The organism is Bacteroidales bacterium, assembly GCA_022647615.1.
Classification (GTDB): domain Bacteria; phylum Bacteroidota; class Bacteroidia; order Bacteroidales; family UBA932; genus Egerieousia.
The window spans coordinates 856907-873825 of record JALCKZ010000001.1 but is presented as its reverse complement, the minus strand read 5'-3'; the positions used below and the strand labels follow the sequence as shown (position 1 = coordinate 873825).

At 41.9% G+C, this 16919-nt stretch carries 26 protein-coding genes; 2 read left to right on the top strand and 24 right to left on the bottom strand.

The window, feature by feature from the left end; genetic code table 11:
• Positions 1 to 35: 35 nt before the first annotated feature.
• The 22 genes from rpsD to LKM37_03695 all read right to left on the bottom strand — a co-directional run bounded on the left by rpsD (position 36) and on the right by LKM37_03695 (position 12153).
• Positions 36 to 641, bottom strand: coding sequence for a 30S ribosomal protein S4 (gene rpsD, locus LKM37_03800; GenBank protein ID MCI1720131.1), 606 nt, complete (start codon positions 639 to 641; stop codon positions 36 to 38).
• 20 nt (positions 642 to 661) lie between these two features.
• The gene (rpsK, locus tag LKM37_03795) at positions 662 to 1051 is read right to left on the bottom strand and encodes a 30S ribosomal protein S11 (protein MCI1720130.1); all 390 of its coding nucleotides are present in this window, start codon (positions 1049 to 1051) and stop codon (positions 662 to 664) included.
• 13 nt (positions 1052 to 1064) lie between these two features.
• A complete protein-coding gene (gene rpsM, locus LKM37_03790) occupies positions 1065 to 1445 on the bottom strand; it encodes a 30S ribosomal protein S13 (GenBank protein MCI1720129.1) in 381 nt (126 codons plus the stop codon).
• A 56-nt stretch (positions 1446 to 1501) separates the two neighbouring features.
• Positions 1502 to 1618, bottom strand: a complete 117-nt coding sequence (gene rpmJ, locus LKM37_03785; protein ID MCI1720128.1) for a 50S ribosomal protein L36 — start codon at positions 1616 to 1618, stop codon at positions 1502 to 1504.
• A 33-nt stretch (positions 1619 to 1651) separates the two neighbouring features.
• Complete coding sequence (infA, locus tag LKM37_03780) at positions 1652 to 1870, bottom strand: translation initiation factor IF-1 (protein MCI1720127.1); 219 nt, start codon at positions 1868 to 1870, stop codon at positions 1652 to 1654.
• 3 nt (positions 1871 to 1873) lie between these two features.
• Positions 1874 to 2650 carry a type I methionyl aminopeptidase gene (map, locus tag LKM37_03775; protein ID MCI1720126.1) on the bottom strand — a complete coding sequence of 259 codons (777 nt, stop codon included), beginning with the start codon at positions 2648 to 2650 and terminating at the stop codon, positions 1874 to 1876.
• 21 nt (positions 2651 to 2671) lie between these two features.
• Entirely contained in the window at positions 2672 to 3997 is a 1326-nt protein-coding gene (secY, locus tag LKM37_03770; GenBank protein MCI1720125.1) for a preprotein translocase subunit SecY, read from the bottom strand.
• 4 nt (positions 3998 to 4001) lie between these two features.
• Positions 4002 to 4451 (bottom strand): 50S ribosomal protein L15, encoded by a 450-nt coding sequence (gene rplO, locus LKM37_03765; GenBank protein MCI1720124.1) that lies wholly within the window; start codon positions 4449 to 4451, stop codon positions 4002 to 4004.
• An 11-nt stretch (positions 4452 to 4462) separates the two neighbouring features.
• Entirely contained in the window at positions 4463 to 4645 is a 183-nt protein-coding gene (rpmD, locus tag LKM37_03760; protein ID MCI1720123.1) for a 50S ribosomal protein L30, read from the bottom strand.
• A 12-nt stretch (positions 4646 to 4657) separates the two neighbouring features.
• Positions 4658 to 5185: a 30S ribosomal protein S5 gene (gene rpsE / locus LKM37_03755; GenBank protein MCI1720122.1), complete on the bottom strand. Its 528-nt coding sequence runs from the start codon at positions 5183 to 5185 to the stop codon at positions 4658 to 4660.
• A 5-nt stretch (positions 5186 to 5190) separates the two neighbouring features.
• Positions 5191 to 5550, bottom strand: a complete 360-nt coding sequence (gene rplR, locus LKM37_03750) for a 50S ribosomal protein L18 (protein ID MCI1720121.1) — start codon at positions 5548 to 5550, stop codon at positions 5191 to 5193.
• Between the two features lie 11 nt (positions 5551 to 5561).
• Positions 5562 to 6122 carry a 50S ribosomal protein L6 gene (rplF, locus tag LKM37_03745; protein ID MCI1720120.1) on the bottom strand — a complete coding sequence of 187 codons (561 nt, stop codon included), beginning with the start codon at positions 6120 to 6122 and terminating at the stop codon, positions 5562 to 5564.
• A gap of 18 nt (positions 6123 to 6140) precedes the next feature.
• Positions 6141 to 6536, bottom strand: a complete 396-nt coding sequence (gene rpsH / locus LKM37_03740; GenBank protein MCI1720119.1) for a 30S ribosomal protein S8 — start codon at positions 6534 to 6536, stop codon at positions 6141 to 6143.
• Positions 6537 to 6611: 75 nt separating this feature from the next.
• Positions 6612 to 6881, bottom strand: a complete 270-nt coding sequence (rpsN, locus tag LKM37_03735) for a 30S ribosomal protein S14 (protein MCI1720118.1) — start codon at positions 6879 to 6881, stop codon at positions 6612 to 6614.
• Between the two features lie 30 nt (positions 6882 to 6911).
• Positions 6912 to 7445, bottom strand: coding sequence for a 50S ribosomal protein L5 (rplE, locus tag LKM37_03730; GenBank protein ID MCI1720117.1), 534 nt, complete (start codon positions 7443 to 7445; stop codon positions 6912 to 6914).
• Positions 7446 to 7651: 206 nt separating this feature from the next.
• Positions 7652 to 7975, bottom strand: a complete 324-nt coding sequence (gene rplX / locus LKM37_03725; protein ID MCI1720116.1) for a 50S ribosomal protein L24 — start codon at positions 7973 to 7975, stop codon at positions 7652 to 7654.
• A 19-nt stretch (positions 7976 to 7994) separates the two neighbouring features.
• Positions 7995 to 8360: a 50S ribosomal protein L14 gene (rplN, locus tag LKM37_03720; protein MCI1720115.1), complete on the bottom strand. Its 366-nt coding sequence runs from the start codon at positions 8358 to 8360 to the stop codon at positions 7995 to 7997.
• A 2-nt stretch (positions 8361 to 8362) separates the two neighbouring features.
• A complete protein-coding gene (gene rpsQ / locus LKM37_03715) occupies positions 8363 to 8617 on the bottom strand; it encodes a 30S ribosomal protein S17 (GenBank protein MCI1720114.1) in 255 nt (84 codons plus the stop codon).
• Complete coding sequence (rpmC, locus tag LKM37_03710) at positions 8617 to 8820, bottom strand: 50S ribosomal protein L29 (protein ID MCI1720113.1); 204 nt, start codon at positions 8818 to 8820, stop codon at positions 8617 to 8619. Before rpmC ends, rpsQ begins: the two co-directional genes overlap by 1 nt.
• Positions 8821 to 8834: 14 nt before the next feature.
• A complete protein-coding gene (rplP, locus tag LKM37_03705) occupies positions 8835 to 9257 on the bottom strand; it encodes a 50S ribosomal protein L16 (protein ID MCI1720112.1) in 423 nt (140 codons plus the stop codon).
• A gap of 222 nt (positions 9258 to 9479) precedes the next feature.
• A complete protein-coding gene (locus LKM37_03700) occupies positions 9480 to 10748 on the bottom strand; it encodes a dipeptidase (GenBank protein ID MCI1720111.1) in 1269 nt (422 codons plus the stop codon).
• Positions 10749 to 10767: 19 nt separating this feature from the next.
• A complete protein-coding gene (locus LKM37_03695; protein ID MCI1720110.1) occupies positions 10768 to 12153 on the bottom strand; it encodes a sodium:glutamate symporter in 1386 nt (461 codons plus the stop codon).
• Positions 12154 to 12306: 153 nt separating this feature from the next.
• On the opposite strand from LKM37_03695, the gene LKM37_03690 reads away from it, so the two are divergent.
• Both LKM37_03690 and LKM37_03685 read left to right on the top strand, forming a co-directional pair.
• Positions 12307 to 13257, top strand: a complete 951-nt coding sequence (locus tag LKM37_03690; GenBank protein MCI1720109.1) for a DUF4294 domain-containing protein — start codon at positions 12307 to 12309, stop codon at positions 13255 to 13257.
• Between the two features lie 512 nt (positions 13258 to 13769).
• Positions 13770 to 14567 (top strand): transposase, encoded by a 798-nt coding sequence (locus LKM37_03685; GenBank protein ID MCI1720108.1) that lies wholly within the window; start codon positions 13770 to 13772, stop codon positions 14565 to 14567.
• A 102-nt stretch (positions 14568 to 14669) separates the two neighbouring features.
• On the opposite strand, the gene LKM37_03680 is transcribed toward LKM37_03685, so the two are convergent.
• Complete coding sequence (locus LKM37_03680) at positions 14670 to 15536, bottom strand: UDP-2,3-diacylglucosamine diphosphatase (protein ID MCI1720107.1); 867 nt, start codon at positions 15534 to 15536, stop codon at positions 14670 to 14672.
• A 191-nt stretch (positions 15537 to 15727) separates the two neighbouring features.
• The gene (locus tag LKM37_03675) at positions 15728 to 16828 is read right to left on the bottom strand and encodes an undecaprenyl-diphosphate phosphatase (GenBank protein MCI1720106.1); all 1101 of its coding nucleotides are present in this window, start codon (positions 16826 to 16828) and stop codon (positions 15728 to 15730) included.
• Between the last annotated feature and the right edge of the window lie 91 nt (positions 16829 to 16919).

Genomic DNA, 16919 nt, shown 5'->3' with positions numbered 1-16919 from the left:
ATTTTTAAATTTAATTTTTCAGTTAAAACTCGTTACTACTTAGAGTACAACTCGACGATGAGCTGTTCATTAATGGTCTCCGGAATTTCCGTTCTCTCAGGCAAATTTAAGAATTTACCGCTTAAAGTGTCTGAATTCCATTCTAGCCAAGAATATTTTGCAGGATTGGCGGCAATAGCGCTCTGAATAACTTCCATGCTCTTGGATCTCTCTCTTACACCTACAACATCACCAGGTTTAACGTGTGTAGAAGGAATGCTTGCTACAGTTCCGTTAAGAACAATGTGACGGTGGCTAACAAGCTGTCTTGCAGCTGCGCGCGTAGGAGCAATGCCAAGTCTGTAAACAACGTTATCCAATCTTGACTCCAGAAGCATCAGCAAATTGATACCGGTGATTCCCTTCATCTTGGAAGCTGCTGTAAACAGATTGCGGAATTGTCTCTCCAATACTCCGTATGTATATTTAACTTTTTCTTTCTCTTTTAACTGAGTGCCGTACTCAGAGACTTTCTTTCTCTTCTTAGCCATGCCGTGCTGTCCCGGAGGGCAGTTCTTCTTCTCAAAGCTCTTATCAGCACCGTAAATTGGCTCGCCAAATTTGCGGGCAATTTTTGTTTTTGGTCCAGTATATCTTGCCATAATCTTTTACGTTTTATCAGTTAAACTCTGCGGCGGCCCTTTGGTCTGCAGCCGTTGTGAGGAAGTGGCGTAACGTCTATAATTTCAGCTACTTCTATTCCCGCATTGTGAATTGTTCTAATTGCAGATTCTCTTCCTGCGCCGGGGCCTTTTACATAAGCCTTAACCTTGCGCAATCCTGCGTCAAACGCAGCTTTGGCACAATCCTCTGCTGCAACCTGAGCAGCATAAGGAGTATTTTTCTTAGATCCTCTGAAACCCATCTTGCCGGCAGAAGACCAGCTTATAACCTGACCCTTAAGATTGGTCAAGGTTACAATCACATTGTTGAATGTAGAAGTGATATGAGCCTGGCCCAGAGCTTCTACTTTAACAACTCTCTTTTTATTTGTAACAACTTTCTTTGCCATAATCTAACTGCCTTTATTTAGTTGCTTTCTTCTTATTAGCTACTGTCTTCTTCTTACCCTTTCTGGTACGAGCATTGTTTTTTGTGCTTTGCCCTCTGACAGGCAGTCCTAGTCTATGGCGAATGCCTCTGTAGCATCCGATGTCCATAAGACGTTTAATGTTTAATTGAGTTGCGGTTCTAAGCTCGCCCTCAATCTTATAGTCTGCTGCAATAGTTTGTCTGATTGCAGCAATTTGGTCATCTGTCCAATCTTGCACCTTGGTATTCACATCAATGTGATTACTCTCAAGGATTTTTTTGGCAGACTTGCGACCAATTCCGAAGATATAGGTCAGACCTATCTCTCCCCTTTTGTTTTTTGGTAAATCTACTCCGGCTATACGTGCCATAATCTATTGTTTACTTTTGTTTTATTAATTACAAATTCACTTTCAGGAATCAGCAACTGCTAACCCTGGCGCATTTTAAACTTAGGAGTTTTTTTGCAGATGATGTAAACACGTCCTTTACGTCTTACAATTTTGCAATCTTCACTGCGCTTCTTAATTGATGCTTTAACTTTCATCGTATTATAATTTTATAATTTATTCTTACAGAGTTATTTATATCTGAATGAAATTCTTCCTTTAGTCAAATCATAAGGAGACATCTCAACTTTTACTCTATCTCCCGGAAGAATCTTAATGTAATGCATTCTCATCTTTCCGGAGATGTGCGCAATAATAACAGGGCCGTTATCCAGTTCAACTTTGAACATTGCATTGGACAGCGCCTCCAGAATTGTTCCGTCTTTCTCTATTGCCTCTTGTTTTGACATACGCTAATTTTTATTCTTTAATTTGTTAATGTAGTCGTAAGTGGTCAGGATTTGCGGCTTTCCTTTTTTTACTGCGACAGTAAATTCAAAGTGAGCAGATTTCTTGCCGTCCGCCGTGGCAACACCCCAGTCATTATCCTGGATGTAAACCTCTTTAACTCCGGCATTTATCATTGGCTCAATGCAAATTACCATCCCTTCTCTCAGCTTCTTGCCTGTCCCCGGTTTTCCGTAGTTTGGAACCATCGGATCTTCATGCATATCTTTTCCAATGCCATGGCCGACCATTTCTCTCACGACAGAAAATCCCTGAGACTCACAATGTTGCTGAACCGCGTTGCCTATATCTCCAATCCTGTTTCCGTCAATTGCCTGAGCAGCACCTAAATACAAGGACTCCTCAGTTGTCTTAAGAAGCAATGCCGTCTCTGCATCAACTTCTCCAACAGGAAAAGTATAAGCTGAATCTCCAAAAAACCCTTTATAGATAGTGCCGCAATCTACGGAAATAATGTCTCCCTCTTTTAGCTCATACTCGCTTGGAAAACCGTGAACCACAACGTCATTCACTGACAGGCACAGCGTTCCGGGAAAACCGTCATAACCAAGAAAACCGGGAATTGCCCCGTTGTCCCTGATGAACTCTTCCGCAAGCTTGTCCAGAGTTTTTGTTTTAACTCCGGGAGCCACGGCCTTGCCCACCTCGGCCAAAGTCTTGGAAACCAAGATTGCATTCTCTTTAAGAATCTCTATCTCTTCTAAGGTTTTATAATGTATCATCCTAACCCCTTCCGGGTTTCTCTAAAAATTAGTACGGCCTTTCAGACGTCCCGTTTTCATAAGTCCGTCATAGTGCCTCATTAACAAATAACTCTCAATCTGCTGCAATGTATCAAGGATAACTCCAACAACAATCAGCAAGCTTGTTCCTCCATAGAATTGTGCAAACTGGTTGTTAATTCCAAGTATCATTGCAAACGCAGGCATAATTCCGACAATTGCCAGGAAAAATGAACCCGGAAGCGTAATGCGTGACATTATACTATCCAGATAATCAACAGTTTTCTTGCCCGGCTTAACTCCAGGAATAAAACCTCCGTTTCTCTTCATATCCTCTGCCATCATGGTAGGATTTACAGTGACTGCGGTATAGAAATAAGTAAATATCACAATCAAGAATCCAAATACCAAGTTGTACCAGAATCCTTTATAGTCGCTCATAGTAGCTGCAAGTCCGCGGGTTGCATCAAATCTTGAGAACAACAGCGGGAACAACATCAATGCCTGGGCAAAGATGATTGGCATAACGCCGGCAGCATTAATCTTTAAAGGAATATACTGTCTTACGCCACCGTACTGCTTGTTGCCTACGATTCTTTTTGCATACTGTACCGGAACTTTGCGGGTTCCCTGAACAAGTGCAATTGTTGCGGCAAAAACAAGGAACAAGAAAATGAGCTCAACTATCAGCATCAAGATGCCTCCCGTTGTAGCATTAGCTCTTGTACCAACCTCAGCAGCAAGTGCATATGGAAGCCTTGCAACGATACCAACCATGATGATTAATGATATTCCGTTTCCAAGACCTCTATCTGTAATTCTTTCGCCGAGCCACATAATAAATATTGTACCGCCAATCAACACCATTGTTGCGAACAGCGTGAATGAAAATCCGTGAAGTAAAAATGCATCTTCCGGAAGCGTTGTGTGCAAACTAGTTAGATAAGCAGGTGCCTGTACTGCCAGAATAACAATGGTCAGATATCTGGTCCATTGGTTCATCTTTCTTCTTCCGCTCTCCCCTTCTCTCTGCATTTTCTGGAAGTAAGGGATCATAATTCCAAGCAGCTGAAGGACAATTGATGCGGAGATGTAAGGCATTACACCCAGCGCAAAGATTGAAGCATTTCCAAAAGCACCTCCGGAAAACATATTCAGCAAGCCAAGAAGACCCTCTGAAGTCTTTGCAGCCAAATCTGAATTGGCAATCAAAGACGGGTCGATGCCGGGCATTACTACAAAGCTTCCCAGACGATAAACCAGCAAAAGAAGAAGCGTATAGATTATCCTCTTTTTCAGTTCCTCTATCTTGAAAATGTTCTTTATAGTTTCAATTAGTCTCTTCATTATTTTACTTTATTACAGTTGCAGTTCCTTTTGCAGCCTCAATTTTCTCTTTAGCTGACTTTGAGAAAGCATTTGCCGTAACATCCAGCTTTGCTTTAAGTTCTCCGTTGCCAAGAATCTTTACAAGATCTTTCTTGGAAACAAGTCCATTCTCAATAAGAGTCTCCTTGTTAATTGCGGTAACCTTAAGCTTTTCACTAAGCGTTTGTAGAGAGGACAGGTTAATAACCTTATACTCAATCTTTTTAGGGTTGTTAAAACCGAACTTTGGAAGTTGTCTCTGGATTGGCATCTGACCTCCCTGGAATCCAATCTTATCGTGGTAGCCGCTGCGCTGTTTAGCACCGTTCATACCGCGTGTGGAAGTGCCGCCGTGTCCGGAACCTTCTCCGCGTCCTATTCTCTTATGCCTTCCTAGGGCACCCTTTGCGGGTTTTAATGTATGTAGTTTCATCTTAAAATCTCCTATTTAATATCCTCTATTGTAACAAGGTGACGAACTTTCTCAATCATTCCCTTGTTAACAGGATTAAGTTCAACTTCTACGGAATGATGAATTCTTCTGATTCCTAAAGCGTAAAGCGTTGCAATTTGTCTTTTTGTTGCACCGTTTCTGCTTATAGTTTGTGTAATTCTAACTTTAGCCATCTTCCAAATCTCCTATCCGTTAAATACATTCTTCATTGGAACACCTCTAACGCCTGCAACGGTGTAAGCATCTCTCATCTGAGCAAGAGCGCCAATTGTAGCCTTTACAAGGTTGTGAGGGTTTGATGAACCTTTAGATTTTGCAAGGACGTCGTGTACGCCAACTGACTCAAACACAGCACGCATTGCACCTCCGGCCTTTACTCCGGTTCCTGGAGCTGCAGGTTTCATAAAGACCTCTGCACCACCAAATTTTGCAACTTGCTCATGAGGAATTGTCTCCTTGTTAAGAGGAACCTTTACAAGATTCTTCTTAGCGTCCTCTATTCCTTTGGAGATAGCTGTCGTGACCTCATTAGCCTTTCCCAGACCGTAGCCTACAACACCTTTCTCATCTCCAACAACTACTATGGCAGCAAAGCTGAAGTGGCGGCCTCCCTTGGTCACCTTTGTAACTCTTCTAACTGCAACCAATCTGTCTTTTAATTCCAGATCTGTAGTTCTAACTCTTTTCTCTTTATCGTTGTTATTCTCTGCCATAATAATTAGAATTTAAGTCCGCCTTTGCGTGCGGCATCTGCCAAACTTTTAACTCTTCCGTGATAAAGGTAACCTCCGCGGTCAAATGCGACCTCTTTAATTCCCTTTGCAACAGCTGCTTGAGCGGCTGCAGCGCCTACAAGAGCTGCAACTTCTACGCTGGTCTTTCCCTTTGTCTGAGGCGCAATCGCCTTATCCATAGAGGAAGCGGCAGCTAGTGTCACGCCCTTCTGGTCATCTATGAACTGCACATAGATTTGCTTATTGCTTCTAAATACGCTCATCCTTGGTTTCTCTGCAGTTCCGGAAACATTTCTGCGGATGCGGTAACGTATTCTCTGTCTTCTTTCTGTCTTATTCATAATCTCTCCTCCTGTTATTTAGCTGCTGCTGTCTTACCGGCCTTTCTGCGGATGTACTCACCCTCATACTTGATACCCTTGCCCTTATAAGGCTCCGGTCTGCGGAATGAACGAATCTTTGCCGCAATCATGCCAACCAGCTGCTTGTCACAGCTTCTAAGAATTAATACAGGGTTTGCACCCTTCTTAACTTGAGGAACCTCAGCTTTAACCTCATCGGGAAGCTGAAAATAAATATCGTGAGAATAACCAAGGCTGAACTTTAAAAGCTGACCTTGAGCTTCTACACGATATCCAACTCCTATTAGCTCCTGCTGGATTTTGTATCCCTCAGAAACTCCTACCACCATATTGTGGATAAGAGCACGGTAAAGTCCGTGCAAAGATCTGTGGCGCGGCTGATCTGTAGGTCTCTCTACTTTCACTACGCCTCCCTCAACGGTGACCTTGATATCAGGGTCTACCTTCTGGCTCAACTCGCCTTGAGGGCCTTTAACCTTCACCACATTATCCTGTCCAACCGTAACGGTGACAGCTTTGGGAAGGCTTACAGGTAATTTTCCTATTCTAGACATAATTAAAAAATAATTCTATTAATAAATGTAGCACAAAACTTCACCGCCGACGTTCTGCTCCTTAGCTTCCTTGTCTGTAATAATACCCTTAGAAGTAGAAAGGATTGCAACGCCAAGTCCGTTAAGTACGCGCGGCATCTCTGCAACGCCCTTGTACTGTCTAAGACCCGGACGGCTGATTCTTATTAGTTTTTTGATAGCAGGCTGCTTAGTATCAGGATGATACTTAAGAGCTATCTTTATATTCCCGACAGGTTTTCCCTCTTCAAACTTGTAGCTTAAAATATAGCCTTTATCAAAAAGGACTTTTGTAAGCTCCTGTTTCATTCTAGAGGAAGGAACGTCAACAACTTTGTGTCCTGCCTGATAAGCGTTCCTAATTCTTGTTAAATAATCTGAAATTGGATCAGTCATTTTACTTTAATTTTTTAAATTTTTAATCTCTTTACCAGCGTCATTTTGGCGCCCGATATCCAATAATGTAACCTGCTACCAGCTAGCTTTATGCACTCCCGGGATAAGACCTTTGCTGGCCATCTCTCTGAATTGAATTCTGCTGATGCCGAACACGCGCATATAGCCTCTTGGTCTTCCTGTAAGAGAGCAGCGGTTGTGTAATCTAACCGGGCTGGAATTCTTTGGAAGTTTATCCAAGGCAGCGTAATTTCCCTCTTTCTTAAGTTGTTTACGCTTCTCGGCATATTTGGCGCATAATTTGGCGCGCTTAACTTCACGCGCTTTCATTGATTCTTTTGCCATATTCTTTTTTTAAATTTTTTCTGCAAAAAGTTATGCTTTCTTCTTGAAAGGAAGACCGAAGGCTGCAAGCAGAGCGCGAGCTTCCTCATCACTATTGGTGCTGGTAACAAAAGTAATTTCCATACCAACTACCTTAGTAACTTTATCAATATCAATCTCGGGGAAGATAACCTGCTCTTTTAATCCAAGAGTATAGTTGCCTCTTCCGTCAAACTTCTCCTCAATTCCTTTAAAGTCCCTGATACGAGGAAGAGAAACCTTAATCAATCTCTCCATGAACTCGTACATCTTGGTCTGTCTTAAAGTAACTTTAACACCAATAGGCATTCCCTTTCTCAATTTGAAAGTTGCAATATCTTTCTTTGAGTAAGTAAGAATTGCTCTCTGGCCGGTAATCATAGACAACTCTGCCTGAGCATTTTCTGCAATTTTTTTATCTGCAGTTGCGCTTCCAAGACCCTCGTTAACCGTAATCTTCTGAAGTTTTGGAACTTGCATAATTGTCTTATAGCCAAATTGCTTTGTAAGCTTTGCTATAATTTCATCCTTATAAAGTTTCTGCAGGTTAGGAACCCAGCCCTTTGGTTTTACCTGATCGGCTGCGGCTTTCTTTGCTCCACCTTTTTCCTGCTTTCCACCTTTAGCTTCTTTCTGAGGCTTTCCCTCTTTCTGAGGTTTTGCAGCCTTAGGAGCTTTCTCCTGTTTTGGAGCCGCTTCTTTCTTAGGAGCTTCTGCCTTAGGCGCCTGCTCCTTCTTTACTTCTTCTGCCATTATTTAATTTCCTCCCCTGACTTTTTAGCGTAACGTACAAGTTTACCTTTATCGTTCAAGCGGCGGCCAATTTTTGTAGGACCACCCTTAACAGGATCTACAACCTGTAAATTAGAGATGTGAATAGATGCCTCCTGCTTAATAATTCCGCCCTGCGGATTCTTAGCATTTGGTTTTGTATGCTTGCTTACCATGTTGAGACCCTCAACAACTGCACGCATCTTAGCCTTATTAACTGCTAGCACTTTACCCTGCTTGCCTCTATCGTTTCCAGAGTTTACAAAGACCGTATCGCCTTTCTTAATGTGTAGTTTTACATTCATTATTATACCCTCCTTATTATTATAGTACCTCCGGGGCAAGTGAAACAATCTTCATAAAGTTGTCGCGAAGCTCTCTGGCTACCGGGCCAAAAATACGCGTACCTCTGACTTCTCCCTGGCTGTCCAAAAGGACGCAGGCGTTCTCGTCAAATCTGATATAAGAACCGTCCGGTCTGCGGACCTCTTTCTTTGTTCTTACAACAACTGCCTTGGAAACAGAACCCTTCTTGGCATCTGCTCCAGGGATTGCGCTCTTTACCGCAACAACTATCTTATCTCCAACACCGGCATAACGGCGCTTTGTTCCTCCCAGCACGCGAATGCAAAGAACTTCCTTTGCTCCGCTGTTGTCGGCTACCATTAATCTTGATTCCTGCTGTATCATGGTTATTTAACTTTTTCAACAATTTCTACTAATCTCCAGCGCTTTGTCTTGCTCAAAGGACGAGTCTCCATAATTTTTACGGTATCGCCTTCTGAACATTCGTTCTTCTCATCATGCGCTACAAACTTTGTGGTTTTATTTACGAACTTGCCGTAAATAGGGTGCATTTCCTTAGTTTTTACTGCAACTACTATGGATTTGTCCATCTTGTTGCTAACCACTACACCTACTCTGACTTTCCTTAGCTTTCTTTCCATTACTTAGATTGTTTTTTATTCTCAATCTCACTAAGAACAGTGAGCATCTTTGTAATATCCTTTTTTGCTTTCTTAATTTGAGACGTATCCTCTAATGGAGAGACTGCGTGATTAAGAAGCATCTGGTTAAGAGAACCTCTGCTGGTCTCTATGCGCTCCCTCAGATCCTTCTCTGACATTTCGCGTATTTCTTTTGTTTTCATGGTAATATCTCCAATTATTGTTTAACGTAATCCCTTCTTACAACAAACTTTGTAGAGACGGGCAATTTCTGGGCTCCAAGTCTAAGCGCCTCTCTGGCAACCTCTACGGGAACACCTTCAACTTCTATTAACATTCTTCCTGGCGTAACAGGTGCAACAAATCCCTCAGGATTTCCTTTTCCTTTACCCATACGGACTTCGGCAGGTTTTCTTGTATAAGGCTTATCCGGAAATATGCGGATCCATACGTTTCCTTCACGTTTCATATAACGGACAACTGCCTGACGTGCAGCCTCTATTTGCTGACCTGTCATCCAGCAAGACTCCAAGGTCTTAATGCCGAATGAACCAAAGGCAAGCTGACTACCTCTGTGGGCTACACCTTTCATGCGGCCCTTCTGCCATCTTCTGAATTTGGTTTTCTTTGGTTGTAACATTGCTTTATCTTATTAATTTTCAATACTTTAGTTGTAACGGAGCCAGAGTATTGGGGTTCAAAGGTATAATAATTTATTCAATGTGCAAACTTTTTTCAGTTTTTTTTAATGCATTTTGGACAAAAAAAAATGACGGTCAACACCGCCATTTTCATTGAGTTACAAATTTGCAAATTTTTTAAAATCCCCTTTTTTGGAAATCTTTATACAAATCCCGACAGGTTATTTTTGCTTAGCAGCATTGAGCTTTGAACTGACTTCAATACATTTATTCCAGACGCGCATAAGGTTTCCGCCCCAGAACATTTGCAATTCATCAGTTGTCCAGCCTCTCTTTAAAAGCTCCACCGTTAAATTCTTCATCTGCCCGGCATTATCCATCCCGACAACTCCGCCGCCGCCGTCAAAATCTGTTCCAAGTCCCACATACTGAGGACCTACCAAATTTTTAACATGGTCAATGTGATTTGCCAGAACCGCAACGCCAACCTTATGTGCAGGCAGGTCATCAGATAGGAAAAATCTTCCTGTTCCAATCTGAACAACACCGCCGTTTGCGGCAATCATCTTAATCTCCTCATCAGTTAAGTCTCTCCGCTGGGAAGGCTTTAAAGCCCTACACGCAGAGTGCGAAGCTATCACTGGAGCCTTGGCAACCTTAAGCACATCTTTTAGCGCTTCAGAGGAAACATGAGAAATGTCAACTATCATTCCCAGTTTCTCCATCCGCTCAATAACTTTGTATCCAAAAGGTGAAACTCCGTGCCAGCAGGCAGTTTTCCACTCTCTTGAACCATCGCAAACTTGGTTTGCAGCATTGTGGCTTAAGGTTATATATCTTACACCTATCTTAAAAAATTCATCTACCCTATTTACGTCATCACCAAGAGGATAACCATTTTCAATTGCAAGAATAACAGCCCTTTTCCCCTGAGCCTTAAGCTTTAACACATCCTGGGGAGTGTAGGCCATTCCGGCAACATCGCTCTTTTTTGTGGTAACATACTTTTTCCATGAAAGCAGTTCGCTTTTGCAATAATGGTATGCGGAGTCCAATGACTTCTTATTTTTCCACGGCCCCTGCTCCAGGTAAACTGCAAAAAATGCAGCGTCCAATCCTCCCTTCTTCATCAGCGCAAAAGAAACCTGTCCCTTTGGAACTGTATACTCACCGTTGGGATGCATCATATACGTCGCCGTATCATTGTGAGTATCAAAGGATACCACATAATTATGCACACTGTCCGCAAGCACATAGTACTGCGCATCAGATAAATTATATGCGTTATGCTTTGGCGCCCCGGGTATCGGCAAACTTTTAGGTTTTGGTGCAGTTGTCTCAGCGACAGATTGTTCCGTTACAGCGCTTTTTACATTTTTCGCATTTTTTGCGCTCTTAGAACTCTGCGCTGTAGCACTTTGATTTCCGCCGCAACTGCAAAGCACTACTGTTGCTGCTATCAATAAATATTTTCCGATTTCACTCATCATATATCGTATTCCCGACAGATTATTTTATCACCGCTTTTTTACTCCACCACTTCATCTTAAACGCCAGCCACAACAGCAACGCACTGAATATCAAGCATGCCCACATCAGCCAATTCCCCCAGCCCGCAGTAAAGGCTATCGGGACCAAAGTAATTAAAATGATTTCCACCGGCGCAATTGGCAGATATGCAAGCGCATAGTCATCCATGGTCTTGCTCTTCATCTCCGGATCTACTATTCTTTCCAGCGCAATACCCATTGCCATAGTACCTGTCCACCAGCCCCATGCAAAGATTGAGCGCTCAAACCAGTAGTTGTGAGAAAGATGTCTTCCAAAGTAAAATGTGATTGCATAAACTACAACGGTACCAACAACCAGCATAACTACAAGCGGTACCCAGAATTTAACAATAACAGCAAGCTTTATGGATGCAACTCCGCAGGCAACAAGCAAGTCCGTAAAGAAACTTCCTATACGCTGCGTTGTCTTTGGGCATATATAATCAGTAACACCTGTTCTATCAAATATCTTCTTGAATATCAAGCCGGCAATGAAGGCGCATGAAAATACGGGAAGCTCCATATTATTATAAGGAGGCTGCATTCCGCTGCACCAATTTTTAACCGCCACGCTCAAAACATATCCTAAAAATGCAACAAAAAATACAAGAGCAAAATGGAATGTCAAGGTCTCGATAGATATAGAAGAAGTTGTGCTTTCTCCAACGTCATCTCTTTTGCCTTTTGGAAGAAGCCCCGTACGCAGTTCGTTTGGAAGGTCTTTAAAATCAGTGATAAACGCGGTTTGGTTTTTCCTTGCCGCATGCTTGATGATAACAAGCCCGCCGACAATTGCAAGAACAACTCCAACCGTTGCAGTTGTCATTCCAAGACTCATGGCATCATCCCATCCCATATTCTTGAATGCCCCGCCAATTGCTGCAGCAGTCCCGTGACCGCCATAAAAACCTGTCGGGAGCATAGCACCAAAGGCGCTGTTCAAATCGGGCCATATCAAATTAAGCACATAAAGGCCAAAAAGTCCCATGATTCCCCACTGCACCAACATTCCTATCTGAGCATAAACCCACATAGGCCCTACTCTTGTAACAACCTCTTTTACAGAGGATTTTGGAGAGGAAAGCGGAAGGGAGCCAAATACAAGCGCAATCATAACTGCCGCATAGGAGGCCAAATTATTTGAAAAAGGAAGCCACCCAAGACCGTTTGGACCAAACGCAAGTCCAAGAAGACCAGCAATTAAACTAGGCGGAACAAAAAGTTTTTGAACTAGTTTTACTTTGACTCTGATTAGCTTGCCGACCAGAATAAGGCCGAATATCATACCCATGTCCACAAAAAAAGACCACGGAGTAAAGCCTTGAAAATTGAAGAAGTTGTACATTTAAAACAAATTAAGTATCAGGTTAAAAACGCCACTTCAACCGCAAAAAAAGATTGAAGCATGCAGTAAAAAAGTATCAGTGCATTTATACGTTAAGTGCAATTGAATTGACAAATATACAACTTTTGCATTAGTTTTGCAGGTCAATCGTGGATGGAAAGCATTATGGAGGGGACAAAAATAGAGAGAGATATTTCTTTTATCTCGACAGTTTTCAGCCGCTGCTGCTGCACAATATTTCTAACCGGAGCAATTTTGCTATCGGGAGGAAAAACTTTGTGCGCCCAAAACAACAGAAATGAGAAAATTAAAAACGGCAACGAGAACGTAAACCCTCAGCTATCCCACCCTAAATCTCTCTTTGGCACAACAACTTACGGGAATCAGCAAGTTAACCCGTCCGGAGACATGATGAACAAAGAGCTCAAGGAGGACAAGGATGCCATTGCCGCCCGCATCAAAAAGAGAGAGGCCGACGACAAGATTAGAGCTAAGCTATGGGAGAAAGTAGAAAAGGATAGAGCTCTATATAAGGGGAGTTCAGAATGGGCGGTTATGTATTACAATGTTGATGAAAAGGGAGATACAACTTTCATTGACTGGCTTCCCCCGGTATTTAAATTTGAGACCGTACGCAAATGGTACAAAGCAAAAGTTTGGAGAGAGTACCGCAGGCTGGTTTGGAACTTCAAAAAAGTTTACCCTTATGCTTTGCAGGCCAGAGGGATAATCCATGAGGCAGATAGCGTTCTTGCCGTATCAAATTTCAGCAGGCGGGAAAAAGATGAGTACATAAAAATGTACCAGGACAAACTGTTCAAACAATTTGAAAAGCCTATGAGGAATCTGACAATATCACAAGGCCAGCTACTTATGAAGCTTATAGACAGAGAATTAGGAAGAACATCATTTTACATAATAAGACAGTATCGCGGACGTCTTTCCGCCGGATTCTGGCAATTGGTTGCCCGCATGTTTGGCTCAGATTTGAAAAAGCCTTATGACAAATTTGGAGCGGACCGGCAGGTAGAAGAGCTGGTAGTCCTCTACCAAGAAGGCTCATTTGATGCCCTCTACTACTCAATGTTTGGAAATCAATACTGATTCGTCAATTTTATCGCCTTTAAAAAAGTTATTTTTTTGATTATCAGCATGTTCTAGCCTTGCGTTAGCCGCTTTTAGCCCCAACGCACGTCTGGAACAATTTGATAATTACGCACTTGCACTTTTCATAGGCCATGAAACTTTTGTGAATTTGGCACGCGATTGTTAAAATGGCACTCTAACTTTGCTGCAGCAAAAGCAAATCATTCAATGAAAATACAAAAACAGCTATTACATTACAACATATTAAAAGCCACAACATTACAGCAACGTAATGCAAATGAATCCCAACGCCGGAATAACAGTAAATTCCAATAATAGAATAACAGTAAATCCAACTGATAGAATAACAGCAGATTCCAATAATAGAATAACAGTAATCCAACTGATAGAATAACAGCAGATTCCAATAATAGAATAACAGTAAATCCAACTGATAGAATAACAGCAGATTCCAATAATAGAATAACAGTAAATCCAACTGATAGAATAACAATAATTAAAATATAGATATGGAGAGATTTAAGAGAGTACAAGCGGGAGTATTGCATGTTGCATTTAGGGGAAACAGCAGAGATACAGTATTTTATGATGATGAGGATTACATTGTGCTTTTGAAGTACCTGCAGAAAGCGCTGGAGAAAAATGCAAGTTCACTGCTGGAGTTTTGCATTATGACTAACCATTGCCACCTGCTGGTTAGAACGGAAAACATTACAAAACTAATGTCCACATTTTTACGCACCTACAGCCTGTGGCACAACAAAAAACACCATCGTTCAAACAAATTGTTCAGCACCCCTTTCTTGAGTTCGCCACAATATACGGAAAGAGATATTTTGGAGATGTCATCATATATCCTTAATAATCCGGTTGTTGCAGGGATATGTGAAGACTTCCGCTCCTATAGATGGTCCTCTGCAAATTTACATTTTAACAATAAAGATATCATTCGGACCAAACTGCTTGAATATGTCAAAATGGATACAAGCCTTATTGACAATCAGTTTGCAAATAAAGAGGAGTTCCTGAAATTCATAAAATTTATGCCGGAATCTGTCAGGAAGAAAATTGAAGATGAGAAAAAGAACTGGAATCTGACACCTGTGCGAGAATTAATAGAGCTTGCTAACTCATATATTACCAGCCATTTTCACAATTCAGCCTCTATAAGTGACCTCACTTTGTCAGAATCGGATGAGTTGATAAAATATCTGTTTCACAACGCGCGCTGTACATACGCCCAACTTGCCGGCTTGTTTCACGACAGCAAAGAAAGGATACGCAGGTTGATGTTTCATCGCCTTTAAAAATGTTAATAGCTTTATTTTCAACTCATTACAAGGCTCCGTTGCCGGCAAAACAGGCCAACGCGACCTCGCAAACAACTAATAATCAAATGATTGTATTTTTTAAAGGCTATGAGATTCTCCCGTTTCTCCATCAAACACAACATAATCCGGATTGTAAATCCAGTCTCCCAGCATGAAAAGCTCAGAGCCATCCGCAAGCTGCTTATGTGCAGGGATGTGGAAGTGTCCAAAGATAAAGTAATCTATTTTCTTCCCGACAGTTTGTGACATACCGGATGCAGACCGCTCTTCCGCGGCAGCAATTTTATCTTTTGTTGCAGATGCTGGTTGGCTTGCTGCTGATGACACAGAGCAATCTTTCACAGCGGCAGCATATTTTTTCTGGAAATCTTCTGAATAGGCAATGCACTTATTGATAGTCCTTTGCGCGCCCTCGGCAGAAGCCTGTCCGCGGGTAAGTCTATTATGTTTGCTCCAGCTATGCCCCAGCAAAAACGCCCAGCGGGGATGAATTCCGCTAAACAAAATTTGCAAAATGCGATTATAAAAAATGCTTTTTAAAAATTTATATCCAGGGTCGCCGCTCCACAAACCATCACCATGTCCCAGGCAAAAACGCTTCCCCTCAATCTCAATAACAGCCGGCTGCTTTTCCATCACAACCCCAAGCTCTTTTTGAAAATATCTGTAAGTCCAGATATCATGATTCCCGTTAAAAAAATGCACCTTAACCCCGCGGTCAACCAGCGCCGCAATCGCACCAAGCGTCCGCGTAAAACCATTGGGAATCACATCTTTATACTCATACCAAAAATCAAAAATGTCCCCCATCAGAAAAACCTCTTTTGTCTGTGCCGGCAAATTGTAGAGGAAGGAAGAGAATTTTTTTTCTCTCCCGACAGGGTCTTTAAAGTCAAGCCCCAGGTGTACGTCCGCCACAAAAAAATATAAGTTTTTCTCCTCCATTAAACTGCCCAATAATTTTGCTGTTATATGTTTATTGTTGTGCTGCTATTGCGCTATTGCTATTGCTACTGCTGCTGCTATTGCTACTGTTACTGTTATTGTTACTGCTATTGCTATTGCTATTGCTATTGCTACTGTTATTGTTACTGCTATTACTACTGCTGCTGCTATTGCTATTGCTAAAACTAATTTTATTTAATCAGATATGGAAGCACAATACAAAGAATTCCCACTATTGCACAATAAATTGCAAAACCTGTAAGCTTCACATTCTTAACAAGTTTAACCATCCACTTGCACGCAGCCCATCCTGCAAAAAATGCAGCGATAAATCCCAGCAGAAGAGGTAAAAATTCAATTCCTGCAGCACCTGCACTTGAAGAACCAGCAGCATTCATTGCAGCAGCACTTGAAGAACCAGCCGCGCTCGCTGCCGCAGCACCAGCTCCCTTGACTGCCTTATATACATCCAATAACGCCTCTCCGAGCACCGGAATGATAACCATCAAAAAAGAAAATTGTGCAACGGAAGATTTCTTAACCTTGCAAAGCAATCCGGTGGAAATTGTTGAACCAGAACGTGATAAGCCAGGAAGAACAGCAATTGCCTGAGCTATTCCAACAACAAATGCCTGCCAATAACTAATCGCTGAATTATCACAATAATCAACTCCGGAACTCTCTTCCTCAGCTGCAATTTTACTGTCTGATTTGGAAACGCCGCAACCATCACTTGCAATTTTACTGTCTAATTTGGAAACGCCGCAACCATCACTTGCAATTTTACTGTCTGATTTGGAAACTCCGCAACTCTCAGCCGCAACTTTATCATCTGCAATTGCTGAAGTTTTTTTCATGCTCCGTGCAGTTATTCTTTCACTGCAATCCAGCAGCAACGCCGTGACTATCAGCATGCTACCGACAAGCAGCAATCCGTTGCCCGTATGGGATGCCACATAATCTGTGGAGAAAATTTTCTCAACAAAATCTTTTAATGTGAAGCCAATTATTGCAACCGGGATAAGTGAAACAAGTATCTTAAAAACATAATCTTTTTCCCCATTCATGCCGCGGACAAAAAAACCTTTTATTAATCTTCCAAGTGGTCTGCGGAAAACTACAATTGTACTTAGAACTGTTGCAACATGCACCGTAACGTCAAATGCAAGATTTGTTTTTCCGCCTATCCCAAAAAGCTCCTGAAAAATTGTAAGATGTCCGCTGCTGCTTACGGGCAGAAATTCCGTAAGACCCTGTACCAAACCAAGTAACAAACCCTGTATCCAAGTCATATTAATCTATCCTTTAATTATTCTATCAATGATTTTACTAGCTACCTTCCGCGTAATTAATTGTTGCTTTTATGTTCAGCTAATTAATTTT